A 25,727-nucleotide genomic window follows, 5' to 3' on the forward strand; every position below is an offset into this window, starting at 1 on the left:
CTGCCTCGGACCGGTCCCGGCCGAGCGCGTCGGTGCGGCGTCGCCGCGCACAGCAGTCGACGATGATCGGTCCGATTCGTCACCGGATCGGACCGGAGCCGCCCATCGACAGACGGCAGAGCCGAGCGCGCGGGGTGGCCGGGCGGTGAGGAGAGGTGCCGACCACCCGCCTCGGTCAGGTCTCGAAGAGGGTCTGTCCGAGGTACCCGCCCGGCTCTCGCACGCCCGGAGGCAGTGCGAACACCGCGGACCCGATGGGGGTCGTCCACTCGTTGAGGGCGTCGAACTCCGCCAGGCGTGCCTGCACGGGGAGAAATTGGGTGTGCAGGTCGCGCTGGTAGGCGGTGAACAGCTGGCCGGAGTTGGAGATCTGGCCCGGGCCGGGCGCGTCGTCGTAGTTGTAGCCGCGTCGCAGGAACTGCTCGCCGGGGTGGGTGCGCCTGGCACGTGCGACGTGTGACGACGGTGGAATGACCGGGATGCCTAACGAGTCGACAGCGGCCAGGTCGGGGTCGTCGAACTCGTTCGTGCCGGTCAGCGGGGCGCCGGTGGCGAGCGTGCGGCCGATGGTGAGTTCGCGTCCGGCCGGGTCGATCTGGTCCCAGGTGTCGAGGTTCATCGCGATGCGGCGCAGCACCAGTGAGGTGCCGCCTGCCAGCCACGGGGTCGCCGAACCGTCGTCCCACACCAGCCGGTCGAATTCCACGCCGGGCGCGGGGTTGACCGTTCCGTCGACTTGCCCCATGAGATTGCGTGGGGTCCGGCCGGGCTCGGCGTCGCGGAAGCCGCGTTGCACCCAGCGCACGGTGACCAGGGAGGTGACGCTGCGGGAGAGCACCCGGACCGCGTGGGCGACGGTGGTGGCTTCCTCGGCGCAGACCTGGAGGAGCAGGTCGCCGTCGCACCACGCCGGATCGAGCCGGTCGATGGAGAACGGCGGCAGTGGTCCCAACCAGGCGGGCCGGTGGTGATCGAGCCCGGCGGCGGTGAACACCCCCGGGCCGAAACCGACCGTGATGGTGAGCCGCGCGGGGCGGGCCGCCAGTTCCGGTTCGGTGTCGGCGAGGGCGGGTTCGCCCCCGGTCAGGCGAGCGGCATCGACCGTCCAGATCTTCAGCAGGCCGATGATGTCGTCGCGGTCGAGGCCGGGGCGCAGGTCGACGGCCAGGAAGGTGGCATGACGCTGCGGCCGGGTGGCGATCCCGGCTTGGTGCTCGCCGTGGAACGGTTCGGTCGCCGCAGCCGAGGGCGCCGCGCTCTCGCTGCTTCCGCGCGCGAGAGCTCCCGCCCCGAGCCCGGCAGCGCCTGCCGCACCTGCCGCGACGGCGCCCGCTCCCAGCAGCCGCCGTCGTGACCAGCCCCGCGCCTGTTCGCGCTCAGGCACCGTCATCAGGGGTCGCCGGAGCCGCCGGGGCGCCGTGACCGGAATTGGGCACGTAATTCTCCTGGTTGCCCGCGAAGTCGCGGACCTGCGCGGTGAACGTCGTGGTCGAGCCGTCGCCGAAGGACAGCGTCACCGGCACTTCCGAACCGGTGCGCAGCGGGCCGTTGAGGCCCATGAACATGATGTGTTCGCGACCGGGCGCCAGCGTCAAGGTGCTGCCCGCGGGCACGACGAAGCCGCCGTCCTTCTCGCGCATGGTGGTGACGCCGGACGCGTCCACCACGACCTCGTGGAGTTCCACGCGTTCGGAGGCCGGGCTGGTGGCCGACACGATGGTCAGTTCGCTGTCGCCGGCATTGGTGAGCACGCCGAAAGCGGCGGACATACCGCTGTCGGCGGCCTTGATCCACTGGTCCTCGATGGTGACTTCCTCGGCCGCGGGGGTATCGGCGGGCGAGCTGTCGCCGGAGCAGGCGTTGAGCAGAAAGGGGGCGATCGCGACGACGGCGAGGCCGGCGACGCGACGGTGCAGGGATCGCTTGATCATGGGAGGGGACTCCGTTCGAGTTCAGGTGTGGCACGACGCACAGGCGTCCCGCGTGGCAGGGGCGCTGGCGTCCCGCGTGGCAGGACCGCGCAGGCGCCGGTGAGGGCATCCGTGAAAGGTGACGACGCGCAACGGGCGTCGATGGCATGAAGACGGGCGCACGATCCGGCCACTACGACGCGCCGGCGGCCTCGTCCTTCATCGAGAAGAACTCAACGTCGCCGCGGAGGTCCGCGGGTCCCCGCTCCACCGGACAGCAACCGCCCGGATCGGACCGCCGGCTCCGCGCCGACGAGCACGACCGGCGCGTACTGCCACCGAAACACGCCGGCAAGCGCGGCCAAGGCGCGGCGCACGCTGGACGCGGCCGCGAGAAGTCCGGCCTCCGCCCCCCGGATCAGCAGCGCCGCGCACAGCATCGCCACCAGATGGGCGACCACCATGGCGGGCGTCAGGTGCGCGGAATGCGGGTGGCCGACGGTCAGTGCCGCGTGACCGATGCCCTGCCCGGCGGCCAGCAACGCCACCAGTTCGACCCGGCCGACCCGGCCCCGCCGCGACCCCGCGGCGACACCGACGGCCGCGCACGCGCCGATCAATTGGACGAGCGCCGCCTGCGAGAGATGAACGGTCCCGCCGCCGAGCGGATGGGCAGCCAGGCTGACGGCTCCGGCGGCCGCCCCGACGAGCGCACCGCGCGCCGCCGCTGCTCCCTCGTGAACCGCCGTCCGCACGCCATGCATACTACCCGGCGTCGTAGATCGGGCGGGGTGAGGTCGGGCTCTGTCTCAGCTCCCCGTTCGACCGAGCATGTGACGCAGCGCGTCCTCGAGTTCCGGATGCCGGAACGAGTGCCCGGCGGCGACCAGCCGGCTGGGCAGCACGCGCTGATCGGCGGCGGCGAGCTCGCGCGCGCCTTCAGTGCCCAACAGCAGCGCGGGTCCGAAGCCGGGCACCGGGAGCAGGGCCGGGCGATGCATGACCCGTGCCAGCACACGGGTGAACTCGCTGTTGCGCACCGGGTTCGGGGCGACCGCATTGACCGGTCCGGACAGCGTGTCGTCCCAGAGGGCACGGTGGTAGATGTCGACCATGTCGTCGAGCCCGATCCAGGAGAACCACTGCTCGCCGCTGCCGATCCGCCCGCCCAGACCGGCGCCGAACAGCGGTCGCAGCAGGCGCAGGGTGCCGCCGCGTGGCGAGAGGACGATGCCCGTGCGGACCCGCACCGTGCGGATTCCCGCCTCCTCGGCGGGACGGGTCGCCGCTTCCCAGTCGGTGACGAGATCGGCGAGGAAACCGTGGCCGCGCTCGGCGTCCTCGGTGAGGGTCTCCTGTCCCCGGTCGTAGCCGTAGTAGCCGATGGCCGAGGCGCTGACGAAGCGGGACACGCCGGTACGGGCGGCGAGCTCGGCGAGGGCGCGGGTGGGCTCGATCCGGCTGTCGGCGACGGCACGTTTGTGTTCCTCGGTGAAGCGCCCCGCGATGGTCGCGCCCGCCAGGTGCACCACCGCGTCCACGCCGTCGAGCAGGCCGGCATCGGGGGCATCGGGATCCCAGCGGCGTTCGCCGGGACCGCTCGGGGTGTGACGTACCAGGCGCAGCACCCGATGCCCGCCGGTGCCGAGGAACGCGCAGAGCGCGGTGCCGACCAGTCCGGACGCGCCGGTGACCGCGACCGTCAGCGGGGCGAGGCCGTGCTCGGACGCCCGGCGATGGGCGAGCAGGTCGCCGCTGAGCTGGCGGTAGCGGTAGTCGAACATCGAGCGCAGCGCGACGGCCGGGATCGAGGTGTCGACGCGGTCGATCACGCGGGTGTGGTCGGCGTCGACCTGCTCGAACTCGTGGATGTGCCGCCAGTGCAGCAACCGTGCGACCGGTGCCGAGGCGAGTCCGTCGGCGGCCACGGCATCCACGAACCGCCGCGGCGGGTCGTAGCCGGTGGGGTCGTGCTCGGCCACCCAGCGCAATCCGCCGGGCAGCCCGAGCACGGCGCGACCGTCGGCGAGTGAATCCGCTTCGGCGATCGGTGTGACCGGCTGCCAGGGCGGCGCCAGCCGGGTGAAAGCGCCCGGCCTGGCGTGCCAGGCGAAGACCTCGTCACGGGAACCGGGGACGACGCTCGAGCAGTCGATGGACATGTCCGGAATCTAGCCGCGAACGGTGCGGCGAAACCTCGGTCGGCGGAATCGGATCCGGATCGTGGGAAGGGGGAGGTCCCTGGCAGCCACACCCCGGACTGCGGCAGACTCGACCACAGGCCCCGGGGTGACCAGACCTACCGGCGGGACCGAGCCGATCGACCCGGCCGAGCGAGCAGGCGAGTTCGATGAGGAGCCGTGATGGGAGAAGGTATGAGCGCACGGGAGACTCCGGGGCACGCGCCGATCCTGGTGGCGGTGGACGGCTCACCGAGTTCGCGGCAGGCGGCCGCCTGGGCCGCGGTGACCGCCGCACTACACGACGCCCCTTTGCGCGTGCTCAACTCGATCGACGACTGCGCGGGACCGGCGCGCCTCCTGTCGGCGGCCGATCGGGAACGCCTGCGCGTGGACGGCGAGGGCCTGGTCGCCGCGGCCGCGCGGATCGCGCGCGAGGCGGTGGACGCCGAGCTGGACATCAGCACCGAGGTCTGCGCGGACCTGGTGATCCCCACCCTGCTGGAGCGCTCGGCCACGGCGCGCATGATCGCGCTGGGCAGCCGGGGGACGGGCGCGTACCTGCCCGGCCTGCTCGGATCCGTGACGACGGCGGTGGTGCGGCACGCGAAGTGCCCGGTGGCGGTGATCCCCGACCGGTCCGTCGACGACGAGGCCTTGCACCGGGCGCCGGTGGTCGTCGGCGTGGACGGCAGCCCGCACAGTGTGGCGGCGGTGGATTTCGCCATCGAGGAAGCCGCTCGCCGCGAGGTCGAACTGGTCGCGGTGCACTCCTGGTGCGACACCAGCACCGTCGCCCTTCCAGCCGACTGGGAGGCGATCCGGACCGCGGAGGAGGCGGTGCTGGCCGAGCGAATGGCCGGGTACGGACAGGACTATCCGGAGGTGACGATTCGTCGGATCGTGGTGTCCGACCGCCCGGTCCGCGCCCTGCGCGAGGCCGCGAGACAGGCGCAGTTGCTGGTCGTCGGAAGTCGCGGCCGAGGCGGGTTCGCCGGCATGCAGCTCGGCTCCACCAGCAATGCGCTGCTGCACATCGTGGCATGCCCGATGGTCGTGGTGCGCTGACTCCGGGTCCTACCGGAACGCTCGTGCGCCGGGACGGGGTGCGTTACATTCCGACGGGTGGTCGACCCTCGCGTTCGCATGCTCCTGGCTCTCACCGTCGCCCTCGGGGTGGTGTTCGGGACGGGGACGCCCGCCGTCGCGGGCCCGACCGACACCGTCGATTCCGGCGTCCGTCGCGACGCCGGAACAGCTTCCGCGCACATCTCCCGGGCGACCGTGCTCGACTCCGGCCGCGAGTACGAACTCGACGTGTACTCCGCGGCGATGGACACCGGCGTCCGGGTGCGTGTCCGCAGCGCCCCCGACCCGCGGCTTCCCGCACCGACGGTGTATCTGCTCAACGGGATCTCCGGCGGCGAAGACGGCGGCAACTGGTTCGAGAAGACCGATGTGACAACGTTTCTCGCCGATGAGCAGGTCAACCTGGTGATGCCGCTCGGCGGTGAGGCCAGCTATTTCGCCGACTGGCACGCCGAGGACCCGGCGCTGGGCGTCCAACGGTGGGCGACATTCCTGACCCGAGAACTGCCGCCGCTCGTCGACAGCGCCTTCCACGGCAACGGAGCCAATGCGATCGCGGGAATCTCGATGGCCGGAACCTCGGTCTTCCAGCTCGCCATGGGCGCACCGGGCCTCTACCGGGCGATCGGCGCCTACAGCGGCTGCGCCAGAACCAGCGACATGCGCGGACGCGCGATCGTGAACACTGTGGTCCGCATCCGCGGTGGCGACCCGGACAACCTCTGGGGACCGCCACAGGACCCCCGGTGGGCAGCCAACGACCCCTACTTGCGTGCCGAGGAGTTGCGCGGCACCGCCGTGTATCTGTCCGCCGGTTCCGGCCTGCCGGGCGAACACGACACCCTCGACGCGCCCGGAACCGACGGCGACCCACAGAAATTCGCCGACCAACTGGTGATCGGCGGAGCGCTGGAAACCATCGCCGCCGACTGTGCTCGCCAGTTGTCGGACCGGCTGCGCGCGTTGAACATTCCGGCCACGCTCGAACTGCGTCCCAGCGGCACGCACACCTGGGCCTACTGGGCGGAGGACTTCCGCCGCTCCTGGCCGCTGATCGCCGCCGCTCTCGGCGCGGACTGACCCCTCGCCCGCCCGCGGGGACAACCCGAGGAGCACGCACAGGGGAAGGAGGCGATGGCCGCGATGCTCACCCCGCGCTCTGCGACGCTCCCACGGAACGCTCCGGCACGATCTTCAGCATCCGCCCGAAGGTGCCCTGCCAGAACGACCCGTCGGATCCGATCGTGCCGGTGAGCTGCAACGGTTCGTCGAGCGGCGCGAAACCCACCTGCTCGTGTGCGCGCCGCTGCCCGGTGTCGAAATCGACAGCGCTGTAGTAGATCGGTCCGACCTGCTGCACACCGCCCTGCGCGGGAATCGGACCATAGGCCAGCGCGTGGATCGATCCGTCGGCGCGGGAGAGCTTCGGCAGAGTGGCCATCCGGTCGTCGCTTTCCCACACCCGCCCGCAACCGCTCTCGGAGACATCGATGCGCGTCATACCGCCGGTGAAGACGGCGTGCGGCGGATCGCTGGGTCCGTCGGTAGCGTTCGGGGGATAGCCGAAACCGTAGGTGCTGGGAACGATCAGCGAGTTCCCCCACGCCATCGGCGAATTCTCGGTGCCCTGTCCGGACCTGCCGAACGCCGGCATACGGCACACGATCGATCCGTCGGTGGTGCGGTGGACGATCAGCTGGGGCGGCTCGGCGTCGTCGACGATCGCCACCCAGCCGTCGCCGTCCGGCCCGAAATAGGTCGGGGTGGTGCCCGATCCGGCGGCGAGCTGACCGGGCTTGCGGGTGGTTCCCGCGTCGTAGTCCCGCCGCCACACGATCTGCGGGACACCCGTGTCGTCGGCGGCCATCTCGTAGAGCGCGCGGCTGGTCAGCACCGAGGCGCCCCCGGGGCGAATGCTCAGGCCGTTGGTGAGTTTCTCCCCGTCGGGCAATCGGGTGCGGCCGATCCGGCCGTCCGCGTCGACGGTCCCGATCACGCCGCCGGTCGTGGCGAACCAGATTCGGCCCTGGTAATCCGGGGCCACGCCGGTGACCGTGTCATCGGCGGAAAGGTGCGCGGCCAGGTCGATGCGTCCGTCCACGAACAGCCTCGTCCCGCCATCGGCATCCCGATGGTGCGCGACCCGCACGATCGCTCCCGATCCGTCGGCGACCACCACCCGGTCGCGGCTGTCGAGATAGCCGTAGATCCCGCCCAGCAGGCCACCTTTGGTCAGTTGCAGCGATGCGACGGGTTGCGCCGAGACCGGGTCGAACATCACGACCGTGGGCGCGACCACCGTGAGCGGGTCGCGCCCCACGACGGCGGTGCACAGCGACACCGGCCGGCCCTCGGAGGTCAGGAAGGTCGCGCCGCACACGCCGCCGGGGATCGACCACGCCGCCGGCCGGGCGCCGGGCCCCGGACCCGGATGTGGAGTGGAATCGGTGGAGGCGAGATCACCGTGCATCATCGCGGTCCCCGCCGGTCCCACATCGGGTACGGCGGGCAGGGCAGGCGCGGCCGCAGCCGGTCCCGGCCCGGCCACCGTGAACAGCGCGGCCGCGAGCGAAGCCAGACGTGTCTTCAGGCGAAGCATCGGCCACTTCCTCGGCAACTCGACGTCCGGCGAACGGTCCCCGGCCGGCACCGAGGCAGGCTACCGCGCCGAGGTATCCTGCTGCGCCTCAGGCCTTGTCGTGCTCGATCCGTTGGTCACCGAAACGACGCGACGAATTCACTACTGAACGTAGTAGACACGGTGGTGATCCATTAGTCTCTGGTCCCATGGATGTCGTCTACAACTTGATCGTCGTCACCCACTTCCTCGGCCTCGCGGCGTTGATCGGCGGTTATGCCGCCGGGCAGCCCAAGGTGAACGAGGTGATGGTGTGGGGCGCGCGCCTTCAGATCGTCACCGGCGTGATCCTCGTCGGCTTGGCCGAGTCGATCGACTCGCTCGGCAAGGACCCCGACATGGCCAAGATCGGCACCAAGTTGGTCATCTCCCTCGTGGTCGCCGCCTTCGCCGAGATCGGACACGCGGACGCCAAGAAGGGCAAGGACGTTCCCTGGATGACCCACGCCGCGGGCGGCCTCGGCATCGTCAACGTCATGATCGCGGTGCTCTGGACCTGATCGCCGTAGGCGATCAGACGCCGCCGCGGGCGTTGTAGACGGTGAGGCCGCGTTCGAGTGCCATGCGCCCGTAATCGGCGAACATCGACACGGCCTGCTCGCGTTGCACGCCGACGACGACCTCGATGCCGCGGCGGCGCAACTGTTCGGCCCAGTCCTCGCGCATCGGGCCTTCGTCGAAGCCGGTGAGCTGCTCCACCTCGGGGCCTTCCCCGGCGATGACCAGGCGTTTCACGCCCGACCACAGGACCGCCCCGTAGCACTGGGCACACGGTCGCCAGTTCACGACGAGCTCGCGGTCGGGGGCGCCCGCGGCCCCGAGATCCCAGTCGCCGACGCGGGTCTGAGCGAGCGAGAGCGCGGTGACTTCGGCGTGCGCGGCGGAAAGCCCACTGGACAGGACGAGATTCACGCCCGCGGCCACGATCTCGCCGGTGGGAGAGTCGACGACGAGCGCGGCGAACGGTCCGCCGGAACCCTCGAGGGGGTTGCGCGCGGCCAGTCGCAGCGCCAAGTCCATGCGCTCCGCGTCGGTGCGCAGTGGGGTAGGGGAGTGGGCCAGCTCGTCGAACACCCAGTCGGGCAGGGTGGCTCCGAACGAGCGCGGCATGTGTGCGAGGTCCACGGCGAGGTCCCTTCTCGTTGGCGCGAGTTCGTTCACCCGCCCTTCGCAAGGTAGGCGAGGGCGATTGCGGAGTAGTTACCAGGGTGAGTCACCGCAATGACTCATATTTAGTGCCGATATGGAGATATTGCCATCCAACTATGTATTTCCAGCCCGGTGTGGGCGAGAACCGTCGCCGCGAACACCGTCCAACCGAGCAAGGAAGGGGAGGGGCCTGTCAACCGGCGAGTCGTTCCCGGAGGGCGAGCGCGTCGCGGGGCGCCATCACCTTGGCGTCGTTGTCGAAATAGGCGTACACGTCGTTGTTCTCGGCCCAGTGCTCGATCTTGCGGGCCCACATGTCCAGCCCTTCCTCGGTGTATCCGCTGACGTACAGCTCCTCGTGACCGTGTAGTCGCACGTAGACGAAATCGGCGGTGACCTCTTCGATGAGGGGGTATTCGCCCGCTGTGTCGGCTACCACGAGGCCGATCCGGTGCTCGCGCAACAGATCGCAGAATTGCGTGGTCTCGAAGCTGGGGTGCCTGATCTCCAGCGCGTGCCGCATCGGACGATCGGCGCCGACGGTGGTGTACGGGTGTTCCACGCGGTGGTCGTGATGGGTGGCGATCTCGGCGGCGTGCGCGGTGCTGCGCGGCAGGGCTCGAAAGAAGCCGGCGAGCGCCGCGGGGTCGTAGCGGAAGGTCGGCGGCAGTTGCCACAGGATGGGGCCGAGCTTCTCCTCGAGGGCCAGGACGCCGGAGGCGAGGAAGTTGGCGAGTGGGCCCTGGCCGTCGCGCAGGCGTTTCATGTGGGTGATGAAGCGGCTTCCCTTGACGGCGAAGCGGAAATCCGGTGGGGTCTGCTCGGCCCAGCGTCGGTAACTCGACGGTCGCTGCAGGGAATAGAACGATCCGTTGATCTCGACGCTGTCCAAGCGTTCGGCCAAATAGGCCAATTCGTTCTTGTGCGGTAGGCCTTCGGGATAGAACACGCCGCGCCAGGGCGGGTACACCCAGCCCGAGGTTCCGATGCGAATCTCACCCATCCCTCTATGGTGCCCCCGCGGGCGATCGGGCGGTTTCGGGAAACGCTGTCGCCCTTGGGGACGGGCCGGTGCGGAAGGGTTTCGGCGTGGTCGTAGACTCTCCTCGCTCCTGCCGCCCGGCCCGCGAACGACCTTCATGTGATCGAGATGTTTTCGAGGGTTCGCCGAGGTCGCTCTCGGGTACGAAGAGACGGTTGCTGTTCTAATTCAAACAAGTTCGTGGAGGATCAGAAATGCCGAAGGTCGATGCCGTGCGGCTGTCGAGTGAGCTGGGCATCGGTTTGCCGCAGGCCATGTTGCGGCTGCGGCGCGAGGCTCATCCCGGTGAGACCGAGCACGATACGTGTCTGCGTCTCATCGCCGAGGAGTTCCGCCGCCGCAAGCACGGAGCCTGACGTGATCGGGTGGGCGGCGATCCTCGTCGGCGCCGCCCATCCGATCGATCGTTGCCAGGATCGTCGCCCGCTGGGGTAGCCGCAGTCGGCCGGGAGTGGGTTCGCCGACCCAGCGCCATCCGAATCCGCTGTCGGTGACCGGCAGGATCACCCGGCGTCCGCGCGCCCGCACGGTGATCCCGCATTCGGCGAGGTGTCGCTGCTGTGCCGCGGTGATCGGGCCGACCGGCCGGATCAGGAAAGTCCACACGGTGTCACGCGGATTGCGGATCACCGGCGCGGATATCTCTTCGGTCGTCGCGGCGGTCGTCAGTGCGTCGAGTACCGGGACAGCCATCTGCGCGGGGATGTCGATCGCCCCGACGCGTGCCCCGCAGACGAGCGTCGGCCGGTGGCTTTCGAGGTCGACCGGCAGACCGTAGCGGGCTCTGAGCACGTGCGCGATATCGTATGGGCTGCAGCAGGATTCGTACATTCGCAGAGATCATCAGAAGCCGGTTGCCGACCGATTGCATTACTGTTGCCTGTGCATTGCGCACACTGGTCCGTGGTGTTCGTCGGGCCGTGAGCCGTGGGTGCCGCCGGTGTGATTCGCTTCGGGGCGCTGCCCGACGGCGGGGCCGAGATGGGGCATGCTGGCAGGACACGGCCGGGACGTTTCCCGGACAGACACGTTGGAACGGAAGGGACCCGAGGTGGCCGAGACACGGGAGAAGTCGATCGAACCGGTGGTTGTCGCCGCGGTGGACGGTTCGGAGAGTTCGCGCCAGGCGGCGGTGTGGGCCGCGGCCGAGGCGGCGCTGCACGGCAGCACGCTGCATCTGCTCACCTCGGTGGCGGTGAGCACCGGCTACGGTACCGGCCTCACCCTGCCGGTGACCGAGCTGGAGTTGCTGCAGGCCGAAGGTGAGCGCCTGGTCGCCGAGGTGCGCGGGCAGCTCGCGGTATCCGCCCCGGCCGACCTGAAGATCACCACCGAGGCGACGTTCGACTTCATCATTCCCTCGCTGCTGGCCTACTCGGAGCGGGTCAGGATGATCGTGGTCGGCTCACGGGGGCTCGGGGCGTTCCGGCGCGGGCTGCTCGGTTCGGTGAGCACCGCGGTGACCCGGCACGCGCAGTGCCCGGTCACCGTCGTGCACGAGACCGCGGCGGGCGCCGACCAGTGGGCGGGCAAGCCGATCCTGGTGGGTGTCGACGGCACCGAGAACAGCGTGGACGCGGTCGATTACGCCTTCGAGGAGGCGAGCAGGCGCGGCGTCGGGCTGATCGCGCTGCATTCCTGGAGCGACACCAACAGCCTGGAGCTCGGCATCGTCGACTGGGAGGCCATCGCCGCCGACGAGGAGGCGCTGCTGGCGGAACGGCTGGCGGGGTACGCCGAACGTTACCCGGATGTGGAGGTTCGCCGGATCGTGGTGGCGAACCGTCCGGTGCGTTCGATGCTGGACGCCTCCGCGGACGCGCAGCAGGTGGTGGTGGGCAGTCACGGCCGCGGCGGCTTCACCGGCATGCTGCTCGGCTCGACCAGCAACGCGCTGATCCACACCGTGGAGTGCCCGATCACGGTGGTCCGCCGGCGCTGAGCGCTCAGCCGGCCACGTAACCCGCGCCGGTGGACGGCGGCTGGTCCGCCAGATGTTCGACCTCGTCGTCGGTGAGCAGCCGCGAGCGCAGGAGGAAGCGCACACCCTCGGGCGCCTCCACCGAGAATCCGCTGCCGCGGCCGGGCACCACGTCGACGGTGAGATGGGTGTGTTTCCAGTACTCGTACTGGTCGGCGCTCATCCAGAACGGGATGTCGCCGCCCACCTCACCGAGCAGCACGTCGGAGGCGCCGACGCGGAACTCTCCGCGCGGGTAGCACATCGGCGCGCTGCCGTCGCAGCATCCGCCGGACTGGTGGAACATGAGCGGGCCGTGCTGTGCGGTCAGCCGCGTCAGCAGTTCGGTCGCGGCCTCGGTCAACGCGACCCGCTCGATGCGTTCGGGCATCAGAAGAATCCGAGCTTGTCCGGCGAGTAGCTCACCAGCAGGTTCTTGGTCTGCTGGTAGTGGTCGAGCATCATCTTGTGGTTCTCCCGGCCGATGCCGGACTTCTTGTAGCCGCCGAAGGCCGCGTGCGCGGGGTAGGCGTGGTAGCAGTTGGTCCACACCCGGCCTGCCTTGATGGCGCGTCCGAGCCGGTAGGCGGTGTTCATGTCGCGCGTCCACACGCCCGCGCCCAGGCCGTAGAGGGTGTCGTTGGCGATCGAGATGGCCTCCTCGACGGTGTCGAAGGTGGTGACCGAGACGACCGGGCCGAAGATCTCCTCCTGGAAGATGCGCATGTCGTTGCGGCCCTTGAAAATGGTCGGCTCGACGTAGTAGCCGCCCTCGAGGTTGTCGACCTTGCGCGGCCCGCCGCCGGTGAGGATCTCCGCCCCTTCCTGGCGGCCGATGTCGATGTAGGACAGGATCTTCTCGTACTGGTCGTTGCTGGCCTGGGCACCGATCATGGTGGCGTCGTCGAGCGGGTTTCCGCTGACGATGGCCTTGGTGCGCTCGACGCAGCGGGCCATGAACTCGTCGTAGATGGAGGAGTGGATCAGCGCGCGCGAGGGACAGGTGCAGACCTCGCCCTGGTTGAGCGCGAACATCACGAAACCTTCGACGGCCTTGTCGAGGTAGGCGTCGTCGGCGGCGGTCACGTCGGGCAGGAAGATGTTGGGGCTCTTGCCGCCGAGCTCGAGGGTGACCGGGATGATGTTCTCACTGGCGTACTGCATGATCAGCCTGCCCGTGGTGGTCTCGCCGGTGAAGGCGACCTTCGCCACTCGCGGGCTCGACGCCAGCGGCTTGCCGGTCTCGATACCGAAACCGTTGACCACGTTGAGCACGCCGGGCGGCAGCAGGTCGGCGATCAATTCGACGACCTTCAGGATGGAGGCCGGGGTCTGCTCGGCGGGCTTGAGCACCACCGCGTTACCGGCGGCCAGCGCCGGGGCCAGCTTCCAGGTGGCCATCAGGATCGGGAAGTTCCACGGGATGATCTGGCCGACCACGCCGAGCGGCTCGTGGAAGTGGTAGGCGATCGTGTCGCTGTCGACCTCGCTGATGCCGCCTTCCTGGGCGCGCACCGCTCCGGCGAAGTACCGGAAGTGATCGACGGCCAGCGGCAGGTCGGCGGCCAGGGTCTCGCGGACCGGCTTGCCGTTCTCCCAGGTCTCGGCCACGGCGAGGGATTCGAGGTTGGCCTCGATCCGGTCGGCGATCTTGTTGAGGATGTTGGCGCGCTCGCTCGCCGAGGTGGCTCCCCAGGCGTCGGCGGCGCCGTGCGCGGCGTCGAGAGCCAGCTCGACGTCGGCGGCCGAGGAACGGGCGACCTCGGTGAACACCTGACCGTCGACCGGCGAGGAATTCTCGAAGTAGCGTCCCTCCACCGGCGGCTTCCAGTCGCCGCCGATGAAGTTGTCGTAGCGGGCGGCGTAGTCGGCGACGCTGCCCTCGGTTCCCGGCTTGGCATAGATCATGGCGGGTCACTCCTCGCTGAGTCCGGATGCATCCACGGTGCGTGACCGTGATGCGGCTCACTATGCCCGGCGAGGGTTGGCGAAACGTTGAACCGAGGGCGGGCGCGTCGTCAGGCCCGGCTGGGAGCGGGTTCGCCGGTGTGCGCAGGGGCGGCCGCTACGGTCGCGCGACGGCTGGGGATTCCCACGGCGACCAGCGCCGCGACCACGGCGACACCGCAGCCGAGCAGCAGACCGGTGCGGAAGCCGGCCTCGGTCGGGATGGTGTGCCCGGCGAACTGCGTGGTCATCTGCGCGAGTACCACGCCGATCACCGCGGCCGAGGTGGTGGTGCCGATCGAGCGCATGAGGGTGTTGACGCTGTTGGCCGAGGCGGTCTCCGACAGCGGCACCGAGGACATGATCAAAGCGGGCATCGCGCCGTAGGCCAGGCCGACGCCCGCGCTGGACACGCATGTCACCACCAGCAGGCCGGGCGCGGAGCCCATGAGGAACATCGAGATGCCGTAGCCGAGCGCGATCACCAGGCTGCCTGCGATGAGGGTGATCTTCGGGCCGTAGCGCGCCGAGACGCGGGCGCCGATCGGCGAGACGGCCATCATGACCAGACCACCGGGGAACATCCACAGACCCATCGCCGGCATGGACTGCCCGAGCCCGTATCCGGTCGCGGTGGGCAGCTGCAGCAGTTGCGGCAGGATCAGCGCTTGCGCGTACATGCCGAAGCCGATCACGACCGAGGCGACATTGGTCAGCAGGACCGGGCGTCGCGCGGCGACCCGCAGGTCGATCAGCGGGTCGTCCAGGCGCAGTTCCCACCACAGCCAGCAGACCAGGGCTACGGCGGCGACCGCGAACAGGCTCAGGGTGACGGTGCCGGTCCAGCCCCAGTCGCCGCCCTTGGACACCGCCAGCAGCAGGCACACCAGGGTGATGCCGATGCCGAGCGCGCCGAGCGGGTCGAAACCGCCGATGCCCTTCGGCTCCGCGTTCGGCACCAGGAACCACACACCCGCGGCGACGATCGCGACCAGCACAGCGACGCCGAGGAACATGATCCGCCAGCTGGTGTACTGCACGACCGCGGCCGAGATCGGCAGGCCGAGCGCGCCGCCGATCCCCAGCGAGGCGCTCATCACCGCGATGGAGCTGCCCAGGCGTTCGGCGGGCAGTGCGTCGCGCATGACGCTGATGCCCAGCGGGATGATGCCCGCGCCGATGCCCTGCAGTCCGCGGCCGACGATCATCGGCAGCACCGACGAGGAGGCCGCGCATACCAGGGGGCCGATGAACAGCGGGATCGCACAGATCAGCAGCAAGCGCTTCTTGCCGTAGAGATCGCCGAGGCGACCGGTGATCGGTGTGGCCACCGCGCCGACCAGCAGGGTCACCGTGATCACCCACGAGGCGTTGGACGCGGAGGTGTTCAGGATGCGTGGCAGTTCACCGATGAGGGGCACGACCAGGGTCTGCATCAGCGCGGCGACGATCCCGCCCGCGGCGAGCGCGGCGACGACGAATTCGCTGCGCCCGTGGGTTGCTGGGGGCACCGGGATCTCCTCACGACGAGCCGAGCGTGCGCGTAGACGCGACCGATGCAGGATACACACGAATTGCATAGTGCAAAATGGCTGGTGAATGGCGTAACCGGGGGCAGCGGGCGTAATCTCGGCCGGCCTGGCGCTCGTGCGTCGTGGCTCGCGCGGGCCCCGGTCGTCTGCCGGTCCGCTCGGCGGGAACGCGGCGGAGGTGTGTGGACCGAGAGCGAGATACTCGAACCCCGGTGGCGCGCAGCAGGAAAGCGCGACGCGCGGCGGTGTGGTGCGCGACGATACATCCGGATACGACACGGCAGGGAAGGTGCAGATGGGAGGCGGCCCGAGCGAGGACGGCGCGGTGTCGGACGACGCCGTGAGCGATCACGCGAGCAACGACGCCGAGGGGAGAGGCGGCAGGGTGGTGGGGCATGCGGCGGCCGGTACATCCACGGGCGCGCCCACCGATGCGGTCGAGTTCGAGACGATGCTGCTCGGTCGCCACAGCCTGGCCGGCATCTCGCGCCGGGGCGGCCTGCTCGATCGCAGCGCCTACATCGTGCTGCATCGGGTGCGGATGCAGGGGCCGATGTCGGTCGGCGAGCTCAGCGACGCGTTCGGCCTGGACACCTCCACTCTGCACCGCCAGACCACCGCCATGATGGGTGCGGGCCTGATCGAGCGGATTCCCGACCCCGACGGCGGGCTGGCCCGCAAGTTCCGCATCACCGACGAGGGCACGGCCCGGCTCGAGGAGGTGCGGGCGCGCAATATCCGGGCGTTGGGTCGCGCCCTCGCGGACTGGTCCCCGGAGGACGTCGCGGCCTTCGCCGACTACCTGCGCCGGTTCAACACCGGGCTCGAGCGCTTGGATCAGCGCCCCTGGCCGCGCCCGGATGTTCGTGCCGGCTCCGCGGATGACCACACCGAGTCGCCGGACGCCGAGCAGCCCTGGTGAGGCCCATGCGACCGGGTGACACGGCGCCTGCGCGTTATCCTGACGCGGCCGCGGGGCCGGGAGCGCCGGTCGCCGGGCGCGTATCCGCAGGCAGGCCGAACCGGTAGGGGTGCCCATGAATGAGCCCGTCCTCGTCAAACGTCACGGCGCGATCGTGGTGTGGACGTTGAACAATCCGTCCGCGCGCAATCCGATCTCCGAGCCGGAGACGATCGAGGCGCTGGAGGCGGCGATCGCCACGGCCGAGGCCGACCCGGAGGTGCGGGTGGCGATCCTCACCGGCGCGGGCCCGGCGTTCTCCTCCGGCGGCAACATCAAGCACATGCGTGATCGCGCGGGCATGTTCGGCGGCGGGCCTGCCGATCTGCGTCCCGGCTATCGGCACGGCATCCAGCGCATCCCGAAGGCGTTGTACGACTGTGAGATCCCGACCATCGCCGCGGTCAACGGCCCGGCCATCGGCGCGGGCTGTGATCTCGCGCTGATGTGCGACATGCGCATCGCCGCCGACAAAGCCGTCTTCGCGGAGAGCTTCGTCAAGGTCGGGCTGATCCCCGGCGACGGCGGCGCCTGGTTGCTGCCGCGCGCGATCGGCATGGCCAGGGCCAGTGAGATGGCCTTCACCGGTGATGCCATCGACGCGGCCACCGCGCTCGAATGGGGTCTGGTGTCTCGGGTGGTGCCGGGGGAGGAGTTGCTCGCCACCGCTCTGGCGCTGGCCGCGCGGGTCGCGGTGAACCCGCCGCACGTGTTGCGGATGACCAAGCGACTGATCCGTGAGGGGCAGCATCAGCGCCTCGAGTCGCTGCTGGAGCTGTCCGCGGCCATGCAGGCGATCGCGCACACCACCGAGGATCATCACGAGGCGGTCGCCGCGATGCTCGACAAGCGCCCGCCCCGATTCACCGGTCGCTGACCGGCGCGCCGGCCTCGCCCGCCGCCTTTCTGCTTGTCGCCGCCCCGTCGCTCAATGAGCGACGGGGCGGTCGTGTGATGTCCGTTATGAACTATTTGATTAGCGAAAGCAACTAAAATATAGTTGCTTACTGCAACCAATCAATCCGTGGAGGTCACCGATGTCGGTGTCGACCGAAACAGCCCGGAATCTGATCAAGGAGTTCTATCTGATCGGCCGGGCTGTACGGGGTGCGCTGACGCATCCCGACGAGAGCATGCTGCTACCCGGTGCGATCGGGGTGCTCGGCACCCTCGATGCTCGCGAATCGTGTCGGCAGGGCGATCTGGCGGTCGATCTGTGCATCAGTGCCTCCGCGCTGAGCAGGCACGTCACCGAACTGGTCGCCGCGGGCTATATCGCGCGTTCGCCCGATCCCAGTGACGGACGCGCCACCCTGATCCGGGTCACCGACTCCGGGCGCGCGCTGCTCGCGCGCATCAGCGCCTCCCGTGCGCAGGGGCTGCAAGCGATTCTCGCCGAATGGGACGAGGCCGACGCGGAACGCGCCTGCGCGGCGATGCACAAGCTCAGAACCTCGTTGACCGAGTATGCGCAGTTCGAGCACGCACAGACAGAGCACGCACACCGCACCCTCGCGGGCGAGGGCAGGCCGGTGACGAAAGAAAGTCAGGAAGTAGATGTCTAGTTCAGTGGAGACGGTGAGACGATCCGATCCCGCCGCGATGACCCATCGCGAAGTGCTCGAGGCGATGACGGGTCTGCTGGCCGCGCTTTTCACCGCGTTGCTCAGCACCACCATCGTCGCGAACGCGCTGCCGACCATCATCGGCGATCTGCAGGGTTCGCAGACCGCCTACGCCTGGGTGATCACCACGGCGCTGCTGGCGAACGCGGCCTCGACCCCGATCTGGGGCAAGCTCGCCGACCTGTTCAACAAGAAGCTGCTCGTCCAGTCCTCGATCGTCATCTTCGTGGCGGGTTCGGTGTTGGCGGGCTGCGCGCACAATGTCGATCTGTTGCTGGTGGCCCGGGTGATCCAGGGCATCGGCATGGGCGGTCTGACCGCGTTGGTGGTCGCCATCATCGGCTCGATCGTCGCCCCGCGTGAGCGCGGCCGCTACTCCGGCTACATGGGCGCGGTCATGGCCGTGTCGATGTCCGGCGGCCCGATCCTGGGCGGCGTGATCGTCGACAGCCCGCTGGGCTGGCGCTGGACCTTCTTCGTCTGCGTGCCGCTGGCCGTGATCGCGCTGTTGCTGCTGCAACGCACGCTGCGGCTGCCCACCGAGCGCAAGCAGGACGTCTCTATCGACTGGCTGGGCGCGACGCTGCTCACCGCGGGTGTGTCGGTGCTGCTGATCTGGGTGTCGTTCGCGGGTAAGGCGGGCTACTACGGCTGGGTGTCGAAGGAGACCGCGCTCTACGTCGGTGCGGGCCTGCTGCTGCTGGCTGCCACGGTGTGGGTGGAATCGCGGGCGAAGGCCCCGATCATCCCGCTGAAGATCGTCACCGAGCGGACCACCGGCCTGGCCATCATCGCCTCCATCGCCGTCGGCATCGGCATGTTCGGCGCCACCACCTTCCTGGGGCAGTACTACCAGACCGCGCGGGCCTACTCGCCGACCGTCGCGGGCATCCTGACCATCCCGATGGTGGGCGGCATGCTGGTCGCCTCGGTGGTATCCGGTCAGCTGATCACCCGCTTCGGCAAGTGGAAGGGCTTCGTGATCGCGGGCGCGGCGCTCATGGTGGTGGGCTTCTCGCTGCTGGCGACCATCGACCACGCCACCGACCTGTGGCTGGTGGGCATCTACATCACCATCGTCGGCATGGGCACCGGCATGATGATGCAGAATCTCGTGCTGGCCGTGCAGAACACCGTCAGCGTGCAGAACATCGGTGCGGCCTCGAGCAGTGTCGCCTTCTTCCGGACCTTCGGCGGCGCGATCGGTGTGTCGGTGCTGGGTTCGGTGCTGGCGACCCGCGTCGCGGACCTCTCGGCCGACGGCCTGGCGAAGCTGGGGGTGCCCGCGGGTTCCTCCGGTGGCGGCAACCTCGATATGAAGGCACTGCCCGAACCGGTACTCGCGGTCATCCGGGCCGCCTACGGTGACGCCACGGGACGGCTGTTCCTGTTCGCCGCGGTCGCCACCTTCGTCGCATTGCTCGCGACGCTGGTGCTGCCGAACCGCCCGCTGCGCACCACGATCGACATCGATCCCGCCGACGATCCGATGCGCCCGCAGGCAGGAGACCGCCCGCAGGTACAGGACGAGGCGATCACCGACATCGAAGTGGAACTGGCCGAGGCGCCCGCCACCCCGGCCGAGCTGGTCGAGGAGGCGTCGGCTCAGGCGTCGAACAGCAGGTCTGCCACGCGAACGGCAACGAAGACGCCGTGAGTGCGTATTCCCGGGCCGAGCGTGACCGGGCCGGTCGACGGTGGTGACCGGCCCGTGTTCGGACACCATCGTGACCTGACCGAACACGGCTGAACTCGGTCCGTCGGCCGATCTGGGCCGGCCCAGCGGTCAGCGGGCCGCGCTCAGTACCTCTCGCAGAGTCCGGGCAAACGCGTCGGGCTGCCCCGGATAGCCGAACTCGCCGTCCATGAAACCGCCGTGGTGGCTGGGGAACACGGTGGCCTGCTGTCCGAGCAGCGCGGCGGCCGCGTGCGAGGTCCGAGCGGTCAGGGTGTTCCCGGTTTCCTCGCCGACCGCGATCACCACCCGGGTCGGCGCCGCGGCCAGCGCCGCGATGTCGGGGTGGTAGCCGCTCACAGCGCGGGAGCGGTCGGACAACAGCGGGTCGTCACGGGAGCCGTCGTCCTCCGTCGGCATCCCGAACATGGCCGGATCCGCGGCAGGCTGGGCGAAATAGTCCTCGGTGAACTCGCCCTGCCACGATGTCATCACGAGGAAGGCGGCCATTCCGGCACCGAAGCCCTTGGCCTGGTAGGCATCGCGTACCTCGGCGAAGGCGCGCTCGGCGGCCGCGGCGTCGGGGAGCAGCGGGAGCATCGGCGGCTCGTGTGCCACCAGTGTCGTCACGTCGCCCGGGTGGGCGGCCACCAGAGCCAGTGCGGTGACCGCGCCGCCGCTGCTGGCGAACATCTCCACAGGACCCGCGCCGAGGGCCGCGATGACCTCGTGCACATCCTCGGCCTGCGTCGACGGCGTATGGTCGATCCGGTCGTCCTTGCGCTTGCTGCGGCCGAGCCCACGCGGGTCGTAGGTGACGACGGTGCGATCGGGGAATCGGTCGGCCAGGGCTCGGAAGCCCGTGGCGTCCATGGGCTGGCCGATCATCATCAGCGGTGGGAGCCCATCCGCGGTGGGCAGCGGGCCTCGCACGTCGTAGACGAGGTCGACCGCAGCGATTTCCAGAACATGTGTGGTCTTCATGTCACTGTGGACGGCGCGCGTGGGGAGAATTCATCGCTCCAGGGGGCGACTGCGACTGCGACCGGATCGATCGCCGGGATCGGGGTGGCCGATGCTCAGGATGCGATTGCCGCGCTGATCTGTTGCGCCGCGGCCGTGGTCGCCGCCACGTACTCGTCGCGCTCCGCGCGCGTCGCCGCCGAGCGCAACGGCCCCAATTGCACCTCGTGCGTCGCCACACCTTCGTCGAACACCGGCGCCGCCAGGTAGCTGAGCGGCAGCGGATCCGGTGAGTCCAGGTCGTCGGCGGTGTACGGCCGCGCGGTGAGCTCGCTCAGGCTACGCAGGGTCCGGGTGCGCAAGCGCGGCTCGAGCATCTGCGGTCCTAGCGCGGTGAGCAGATCGGCCAGCAGTTCCACGGTATCGGCGTCTTCGGGGCGCGGTCCGAACACCGCGACCCCGCGCTCCCGGACCAGCGCGGGCAGGGCGGCGGCGCCCGATCGTGCGGCATCCGGCGCGCCGGCCAGCCAGCGCCGCAGTTCGGCCTCCGGACGCCACGGCAGTACCGCCGCGCCCGCCGGGTAGCGGACCGGAATGCGATGTCCCAGGGGAACTCCGGTGATGTCGCGGTTCGGTCCGTGGCGCACCGCCAGCACTGTGAGGCCGTCGCTGTCCACCCGGCTCAGGGTGGCGCCGGCGCCGGTGCGGGCCACCAGGGTGGCGAGCGCGTCGGCGACCGCGGCTTTCGGGGGGCCCTCCGGCGCAGGGCCGCCGAGCAGTGCCGCGGGGGCGGGCCCGAGCCGGTAGCGGCGTTCGGCGTCGCGCTGTGCCCAGCCCGCAGCGTCCAGTTCGGCCAGGATGGCGGTCACCGTGGCGCGGGCCAGCCCGAGCCGGTCGGCCACCGCGGCCACCGGCAGCGGTTCGTGGGCGTCGGCCAGCAGGGTGAGCACATCCAGCACCCGCCGGGTGGGTGGCGAGGGCGAGCGATCCACGGTGACCTCCGGAGGCGAATTGCGCGCGATCCCTTGTGTTTCGCACGCATTGGTTCGTACCATGTCGAATATTAGTCAATCATCTGTCGAATATTCGACATCAGTGTTATCGACACCGAGGAGGGGCATGATTCTCGATCGGTTCCGGTTGGACGGCAAGGTCGCCGTCGTCACCGGTGCGGGCCGCGGTCTGGGTGCCGCCATCGCCCTCGCCTTCGCGGAGGCGGGTGCGGACGTGCTGATCTCGGCACGCACCGAGGACCAGTTGCAGGCAGTGGCCCAGCAGGTCACCGAGGCAGGCAGGCAGGCCCACGTGGTCGCGGCGGATCTGCGCGATCTGGACGCTGTGGCCGCGCTCGCCGACGCCGCGGCCGCCCGGTTCGGCCGGCTGGACATCGTGGTCAACAACGTCGGCGGAGCCCCGCCCACTCCGCTGCTGGATCTGACCCCGAAGGCCCTGACGGCGGCGTTCGACTTCAATGTCGGCACCGCGCACGCGCTCACCCGCGCCGCCGTGCCGCACATCCTGGCCGGCGCGGGCAGCGGGTCGATCATCAACATCACCTCGGCCATGGGCAGACTCCCCGGCCGCGCCTTCGCCGCCTACGGCACCGCGAAGGCCGCGCTCGCGCATTACACCCGGCTGGCCGCGCTGGACCTGAACCCGCGAATCCGGGTGAACGCCATCGCGCCCGGCGCCATCCACACCTCGGCCCTCGAGATCGTCGCCGACGATCCCGGGATGCGTGGCGAGCTCGAAAAGCGCACTCCGCTGCGCAGGCTCGGCGCCCCGGAGGACATCGCCGCGGCCGCCGTCTACCTGGCCTCGCCCGCGGGCGCCTACCTCACCGGCAAGGTGTTGGAGGCCGACGGCGGACTGATCGCACCCAACCTCGAACTCCCGATCCCGGATCTGTGACATGACAATTCGCGTAGCACTCTTCGGTACCGGCAATGTGGGGCGGCACGCCCTGGCCGGCATCCTCGTCCACCCCGACCTCGACCTCGTCGGCGTGCGGGTCAGCTCCGATGCCAAGGCCGGGGTGGACGCCGCCACCCTGGCCGGCCTACCCGACCCGGTCGGCGTCGCGGCGACGACCGACACCGACGCGCTGCTCGCGGCGCGACCGGACTGCGTCGTCTACTGCGTCATGACCGACAACCGCCTGTTCGAGGCGGTGCAGGAACTCGCGAGCATCCTGCGTGCCGGAATCGATGTGGTGGCCTGCGCGCCGGTCTTCTTCCAGTACCCCTACGGCGTGCTGCCGGACGAACTGCTGCGTCCTGTCGAGGAAGCCGCGGCCGCGGGCGGATCCACGCTGTGGGTCAACGGCATCGATCCCGGTTTCGCCAACGACCTGCTGCCGCTGGCACTCACCGGCACCTGCCTGTCGGTGGAGCAGGTGCGTTGCCTGGAGATCGTCGACTACGCCAGCTATGACAACCGCGCGGTCATGATGGACATCATGGGCTTCGGCCGTCCGCTGGAGGAGACACCCGTGCTGTTGCAGCCCGGCGTGCTCTCGCTGGCCTGGGGCAGCGTGGTGCGCCAGCTGGCCGCCGGGATCGGGGTCGAACTGGACGCGGTCACCGAAACCTACGAGCGCGCGCCCGCGCCGGAGTCCTTCGACATCGCGACCGGGCACATCGCGGCGGGCAGCGCCGCCGCACTGCGCTTCGAGGTGCGCGGCATGGTGGGAGACCGAGCGGTCACGGTGCTCGAGCATGTCACCCGGCTGCGCTCGGACCTGTGCCCGCAGTGGCCGCAGCCCACCCACCCGGAGGGCTGCTACCAGGTGCGGATCACCGGCGAGCCGTCCTACGCGCTGGATCTGGTGGCCTCCAGCCGCAACGGCGACCACAACTACGCCACCCTGGTCGGCACCGCCATGCGGATCGTGAACGCGGTGCCCGCGGTGGTCGCCGCGGCGCCGGGCATCCTGACCGCCGCGCAGATCCCGCTGATCACCGCACCCGCGGCGCACTGATCCCCGGTCGGGGAGTCGATGTTCGTTTCGCGGGCGTGCCGATGTGCGAGATCCCACGTGCCGAACGGGTCAGAACAGCAGATACAGGCCCGTGAAAGTGAATCCGACCATCGTCAGCATCAACGCGAGCTGACCGGTCAGCCGGTGTCGGGGAGGCAACAGCTCCAGGCACCGGTCGTGCGCGGCGGTGACGCCCAGGATGTGCCCGGCCAGCACCGCCGCCACCTTGATCGACCCCAGAGCCGCCGGATGGGTGGACAGCACGTACTGCACGTCCCAGCCGCCGAGGCCGGGCAGCGACCAGCCGAGACCGAACGGGTCGGCCAGCAGGATCAACGTCGCCTGTCCCTTTTCCACCAGAAAGCTCAGGTAGTGCGCGACGACGTAACCGGCGACGACCGGGATCAGGCTGTGCGCCAATCGGATCGGCAGCAGCCCGCGCTCGTCGCGGGACACGCCGCCGGTTGCGCGGGCGGCGAGGGTGAACACCCCGGCCACGATCCCGATGATCGCCAGCAGACCCGCCGTGTGGATCAGCGTCCGCGCCGGAATCGACGTGCCGCCGAGGTCGAGCACCAGATCGCGCCAGCCCACCGAGGCCGAGAGGCTGTCGAACGCGGTCGATCCGAGCAGTGTCGCGGTCACCGCGACCATGCCCGCTACCGCCGGGGTGCCCGCCAGATTGTTCAGCGGGGACCGCAGAACCAGCGTCCCGGACGTCCGCCGTGCCATCGGACTCAGCCGCGCCATCACGGAGCTGTAGACCTCCAGTGGATCGCCGCGCTCGGCCCACACCGTCCCGAACACCGTCAGGCCCGCCAGACCCACCACGACATAACCGAGCAGCCACAACGTCACGGCGAACACCGAACCCGGTTCGGGCGAGGCCAATTCGAGCCACACGAAACTCAGCAATCCCAGCGCGGCGGGCCGCATCCCCCACGACGCCGGGTAGGCCACCAGCCCGGCCGCGGGGTCGCGACCGGCGATCCGGCAACCCAGCCGGTGGATCGCCCGCACCGGCGAGACGATCTTCCACACCGGGCCCACGACCAGCGACGCGATCATCACGCCGACCCACAGATAGATGTAGACCATGCCGGGCAGCGCGTTGCGAGCCGGATCCTGATCTCCGAACAGCCCGATCACCAGTGCCGACGCTGTGACCAGTACGCCGAGCGTTCCGAGGATCGTGCGTACGGCGGTGCGGTCGCAGAAGGCGCGAAGCGCTCGGGGGAGGGCGATGCCGGGTGAGTCCGGGTCCAGGCGCGGTTCCCGCCAGGCGACGGCGAGGATCGCGAAGGAGAACGTCAGTGCCCAGGCTGCGCCGATGACGGCATAGGCGAACGGGATGGGCAGATCGGCGGCTCCGCCGATGCCGTGGGCGAGCAGGGTCAAGGGCGCACGTAGATGGTCGTGACCGTCACGTTCGCCCGGTGCAGTTCGACATCCACTCGTCCGGGCACATCGACAGCGAAGGTGAAGCGCTGGTCCGTGCCCGCCCGCACCGTGAAGGTGTGTTCGGGCGTGCCGTGGACGTGCACCTCGTCGTCGACGTCGCTGTCGACCACGAGGGTGACCGGCCGGCCCACGTGCGCCTCGGCCTGCGCGTTGACCGGGGTGACCGTGCCGCCCGCGATCCGGATGTCGACGGTCACGGCGTCCTCGCTGTGATCGGCGGCCGTGGCCTCGGCGAGGGCGGACTCCTCGGCCGAGGAACTGTCGCCGCCGCAGCCGGCGAGCAGGCATGTCGCGGTGACGAGTGCGGCGAGGACGAGTGCCGCCGGCGCGGATCGGGCCGGTGTGAATCGGCCGGACCTGCGGGTCATCGGTTCTCCTCTCGTTCGCGCGGAGAATCGTCGCGGGTGGTCTCGCCGTGCTCCCTGGCCTCGGCGCGGCGGTCACGCACGGCGATCACCACGATGACGGCGACCAGCGCGATCGCGGGGAGGAACGCGGGGATCGCCAGCAGCACCGAGTGGTCGGCGAGCAGGTCGACCTCGGGGAGGCCGGCGGTCACCGCTCGCCCGCCCCGCTGTCACCGGACCTGCGGTGCCTGGCTCCGGAGTGGTCCGA

At 69.9% G+C, this 25,727-nt stretch carries 27 protein-coding genes; 11 read left to right on the forward strand and 16 right to left on the reverse strand.

Annotation, left to right across the window (positions count from 1 at the left end):
- Positions 1 to 175 precede the first annotated feature (175 nt).
- The 4 genes from NS3_RS08855 to NS3_RS08870 all read right to left on the reverse strand — a co-directional run bounded on the left by NS3_RS08855 (position 176) and on the right by NS3_RS08870 (position 4,072).
- Positions 176 to 1,390, reverse strand: a complete 1,215-nt coding sequence (locus NS3_RS08855) for a Dyp-type peroxidase (protein WP_067856548.1) — start codon at positions 1,388 to 1,390, stop codon at positions 176 to 178.
- Positions 1,377 to 1,931 carry a copper chaperone PCu(A)C gene (locus NS3_RS08860; RefSeq protein WP_067856550.1) on the reverse strand — a complete coding sequence of 185 codons (555 nt, stop codon included), beginning with the start codon at positions 1,929 to 1,931 and terminating at the stop codon, positions 1,377 to 1,379. The genes NS3_RS08855 and NS3_RS08860 overlap by 14 nt, the downstream gene beginning before the upstream one ends.
- 212 nt (positions 1,932 to 2,143) lie before the next feature.
- A complete protein-coding gene (locus NS3_RS08865) occupies positions 2,144 to 2,665 on the reverse strand; it encodes a hypothetical protein (RefSeq protein ID WP_245649527.1) in 522 nt (173 codons plus the stop codon).
- A gap of 54 nt (positions 2,666 to 2,719) precedes the next feature.
- Positions 2,720 to 4,072 (reverse strand): TIGR01777 family oxidoreductase, encoded by a 1,353-nt coding sequence (locus NS3_RS08870; protein WP_067856556.1) that lies wholly within the window; start codon positions 4,070 to 4,072, stop codon positions 2,720 to 2,722.
- Between the two features lie 213 nt (positions 4,073 to 4,285).
- Between NS3_RS08870 and NS3_RS08875 the strand changes: the two genes are divergently transcribed.
- Both NS3_RS08875 and NS3_RS08880 read left to right on the forward strand, forming a co-directional pair.
- Positions 4,286 to 5,158 (forward strand): universal stress protein, encoded by an 873-nt coding sequence (locus NS3_RS08875; RefSeq protein ID WP_067856558.1) that lies wholly within the window; start codon positions 4,286 to 4,288, stop codon positions 5,156 to 5,158.
- Positions 5,159 to 5,215: 57 nt separating this feature from the next.
- Complete coding sequence (locus NS3_RS08880; protein WP_245649528.1) at positions 5,216 to 6,259, forward strand: alpha/beta hydrolase; 1,044 nt, start codon at positions 5,216 to 5,218, stop codon at positions 6,257 to 6,259.
- Positions 6,260 to 6,326: 67 nt separating this feature from the next.
- Here NS3_RS08880 and NS3_RS08885 read toward each other — a convergent pair whose 3' ends face one another.
- Positions 6,327 to 7,778, reverse strand: a complete 1,452-nt coding sequence (locus tag NS3_RS08885; RefSeq protein WP_067856881.1) for an SMP-30/gluconolactonase/LRE family protein — start codon at positions 7,776 to 7,778, stop codon at positions 6,327 to 6,329.
- Between the two features lie 188 nt (positions 7,779 to 7,966).
- Between NS3_RS08885 and NS3_RS08890 the strand changes: the two genes are divergently transcribed.
- Positions 7,967 to 8,317, forward strand: coding sequence for a hypothetical protein (locus NS3_RS08890; protein ID WP_067856565.1), 351 nt, complete (start codon positions 7,967 to 7,969; stop codon positions 8,315 to 8,317).
- A 13-nt stretch (positions 8,318 to 8,330) separates the two neighbouring features.
- Here NS3_RS08890 and NS3_RS08895 read toward each other — a convergent pair whose 3' ends face one another.
- Complete coding sequence (locus NS3_RS08895) at positions 8,331 to 8,942, reverse strand: nucleoside deaminase (protein WP_218018204.1); 612 nt, start codon at positions 8,940 to 8,942, stop codon at positions 8,331 to 8,333.
- A 217-nt stretch (positions 8,943 to 9,159) separates the two neighbouring features.
- Positions 9,160 to 9,969, reverse strand: a complete 810-nt coding sequence (locus NS3_RS08900; RefSeq protein ID WP_067856568.1) for a DUF72 domain-containing protein — start codon at positions 9,967 to 9,969, stop codon at positions 9,160 to 9,162.
- 233 nt (positions 9,970 to 10,202) lie between these two features.
- Here NS3_RS08900 and NS3_RS28955 point away from each other — a divergent pair, with 233 nt between their 5' ends.
- Entirely contained in the window at positions 10,203 to 10,364 is a 162-nt protein-coding gene (locus tag NS3_RS28955) for a hypothetical protein (protein WP_157101242.1), read from the forward strand.
- Here the strand turns inward: NS3_RS28955 and NS3_RS08905 are convergent.
- Positions 10,324 to 10,800: a hypothetical protein gene (locus NS3_RS08905; protein ID WP_157101243.1), complete on the reverse strand. Its 477-nt coding sequence runs from the start codon at positions 10,798 to 10,800 to the stop codon at positions 10,324 to 10,326. The genes NS3_RS28955 and NS3_RS08905 overlap by 41 nt on opposite strands.
- A 259-nt stretch (positions 10,801 to 11,059) precedes the next feature.
- Here NS3_RS08905 and NS3_RS08910 point away from each other — a divergent pair, with 259 nt between their 5' ends.
- On the forward strand, positions 11,060 to 11,950 hold the full coding sequence (locus NS3_RS08910; RefSeq protein WP_067856580.1) for a universal stress protein: 891 nt from the start codon (positions 11,060 to 11,062) through the stop codon (positions 11,948 to 11,950).
- 4 nt (positions 11,951 to 11,954) lie between these two features.
- Here NS3_RS08910 and NS3_RS08915 read toward each other — a convergent pair whose 3' ends face one another.
- The 3 genes from NS3_RS08915 to NS3_RS08925 all read right to left on the reverse strand — a co-directional run bounded on the left by NS3_RS08915 (position 11,955) and on the right by NS3_RS08925 (position 15,351).
- Positions 11,955 to 12,359, reverse strand: coding sequence for a DUF779 domain-containing protein (locus tag NS3_RS08915; RefSeq protein ID WP_067856583.1), 405 nt, complete (start codon positions 12,357 to 12,359; stop codon positions 11,955 to 11,957).
- Complete coding sequence (gene adh, locus NS3_RS08920; RefSeq protein ID WP_067856586.1) at positions 12,359 to 13,876, reverse strand: aldehyde dehydrogenase; 1,518 nt, start codon at positions 13,874 to 13,876, stop codon at positions 12,359 to 12,361. The genes NS3_RS08915 and adh overlap by 1 nt, the downstream gene beginning before the upstream one ends.
- A 110-nt stretch (positions 13,877 to 13,986) precedes the next feature.
- The gene (locus tag NS3_RS08925) at positions 13,987 to 15,351 is read right to left on the reverse strand and encodes an MFS transporter (RefSeq protein ID WP_245649535.1); all 1,365 of its coding nucleotides are present in this window, start codon (positions 15,349 to 15,351) and stop codon (positions 13,987 to 13,989) included.
- Positions 15,352 to 15,742: 391 nt separating this feature from the next.
- Between NS3_RS08925 and NS3_RS08930 the strand changes: the two genes are divergently transcribed.
- The 4 genes from NS3_RS08930 to NS3_RS08945 all read left to right on the forward strand — a co-directional run bounded on the left by NS3_RS08930 (position 15,743) and on the right by NS3_RS08945 (position 19,690).
- Positions 15,743 to 16,369 (forward strand): MarR family winged helix-turn-helix transcriptional regulator, encoded by a 627-nt coding sequence (locus NS3_RS08930; protein ID WP_307609502.1) that lies wholly within the window; start codon positions 15,743 to 15,745, stop codon positions 16,367 to 16,369.
- 115 nt (positions 16,370 to 16,484) lie between these two features.
- Positions 16,485 to 17,285: a crotonase/enoyl-CoA hydratase family protein gene (locus NS3_RS08935; protein WP_067856592.1), complete on the forward strand. Its 801-nt coding sequence runs from the start codon at positions 16,485 to 16,487 to the stop codon at positions 17,283 to 17,285.
- A 160-nt stretch (positions 17,286 to 17,445) separates the two neighbouring features.
- On the forward strand, positions 17,446 to 17,973 hold the full coding sequence (locus tag NS3_RS08940; RefSeq protein ID WP_067856595.1) for a MarR family winged helix-turn-helix transcriptional regulator: 528 nt from the start codon (positions 17,446 to 17,448) through the stop codon (positions 17,971 to 17,973).
- Between the two features lie 37 nt (positions 17,974 to 18,010).
- Entirely contained in the window at positions 18,011 to 19,690 is a 1,680-nt protein-coding gene (locus tag NS3_RS08945; RefSeq protein ID WP_157101252.1) for an MDR family MFS transporter, read from the forward strand.
- Between the two features lie 129 nt (positions 19,691 to 19,819).
- Here the strand turns inward: NS3_RS08945 and NS3_RS08950 are convergent, their stop codons facing one another.
- Both NS3_RS08950 and NS3_RS08955 read right to left on the reverse strand, forming a co-directional pair.
- Positions 19,820 to 20,692 carry an alpha/beta fold hydrolase gene (locus NS3_RS08950; protein ID WP_067856602.1) on the reverse strand — a complete coding sequence of 291 codons (873 nt, stop codon included), beginning with the start codon at positions 20,690 to 20,692 and terminating at the stop codon, positions 19,820 to 19,822.
- A 95-nt stretch (positions 20,693 to 20,787) separates the two neighbouring features.
- Positions 20,788 to 21,663 carry a helix-turn-helix domain-containing protein gene (locus NS3_RS08955; RefSeq protein WP_245649529.1) on the reverse strand — a complete coding sequence of 292 codons (876 nt, stop codon included), beginning with the start codon at positions 21,661 to 21,663 and terminating at the stop codon, positions 20,788 to 20,790.
- 127 nt (positions 21,664 to 21,790) lie between these two features.
- Between NS3_RS08955 and NS3_RS08960 the strand changes: the two genes are divergently transcribed.
- On the forward strand, positions 21,791 to 22,582 hold the full coding sequence (locus tag NS3_RS08960; RefSeq protein ID WP_067856605.1) for an SDR family oxidoreductase: 792 nt from the start codon (positions 21,791 to 21,793) through the stop codon (positions 22,580 to 22,582).
- A 1-nt stretch (position 22,583) separates the two neighbouring features.
- Positions 22,584 to 23,651: an NAD(P)H-dependent amine dehydrogenase family protein gene (locus NS3_RS08965; protein WP_067856608.1), complete on the forward strand. Its 1,068-nt coding sequence runs from the start codon at positions 22,584 to 22,586 to the stop codon at positions 23,649 to 23,651.
- Between the two features lie 69 nt (positions 23,652 to 23,720).
- Here NS3_RS08965 and NS3_RS08970 read toward each other — a convergent pair whose 3' ends face one another.
- From NS3_RS08970 to NS3_RS08980, 3 genes are read right to left on the reverse strand one after another with little or no spacing between them, the layout of a single operon-like run.
- Positions 23,721 to 25,049, reverse strand: coding sequence for a hypothetical protein (locus NS3_RS08970; protein ID WP_067856611.1), 1,329 nt, complete (start codon positions 25,047 to 25,049; stop codon positions 23,721 to 23,723).
- Positions 25,046 to 25,480, reverse strand: a complete 435-nt coding sequence (locus NS3_RS08975) for a hypothetical protein (RefSeq protein ID WP_067856614.1) — start codon at positions 25,478 to 25,480, stop codon at positions 25,046 to 25,048. The genes NS3_RS08970 and NS3_RS08975 overlap by 4 nt, the downstream gene beginning before the upstream one ends.
- On the reverse strand, positions 25,477 to 25,671 hold the full coding sequence (locus tag NS3_RS08980) for a hypothetical protein (RefSeq protein WP_067856617.1): 195 nt from the start codon (positions 25,669 to 25,671) through the stop codon (positions 25,477 to 25,479). Before NS3_RS08980 ends, NS3_RS08975 begins: the two co-directional genes overlap by 4 nt.
- Between the last annotated feature and the right edge of the window lie 56 nt (positions 25,672 to 25,727).

The sequence above is a fragment of the Nocardia shimofusensis NBRC 100134 genome (assembly GCF_001613125.1).
Classification (GTDB): Bacteria; Actinomycetota; Actinomycetes; order Mycobacteriales; family Mycobacteriaceae; genus Nocardia; species Nocardia shimofusensis.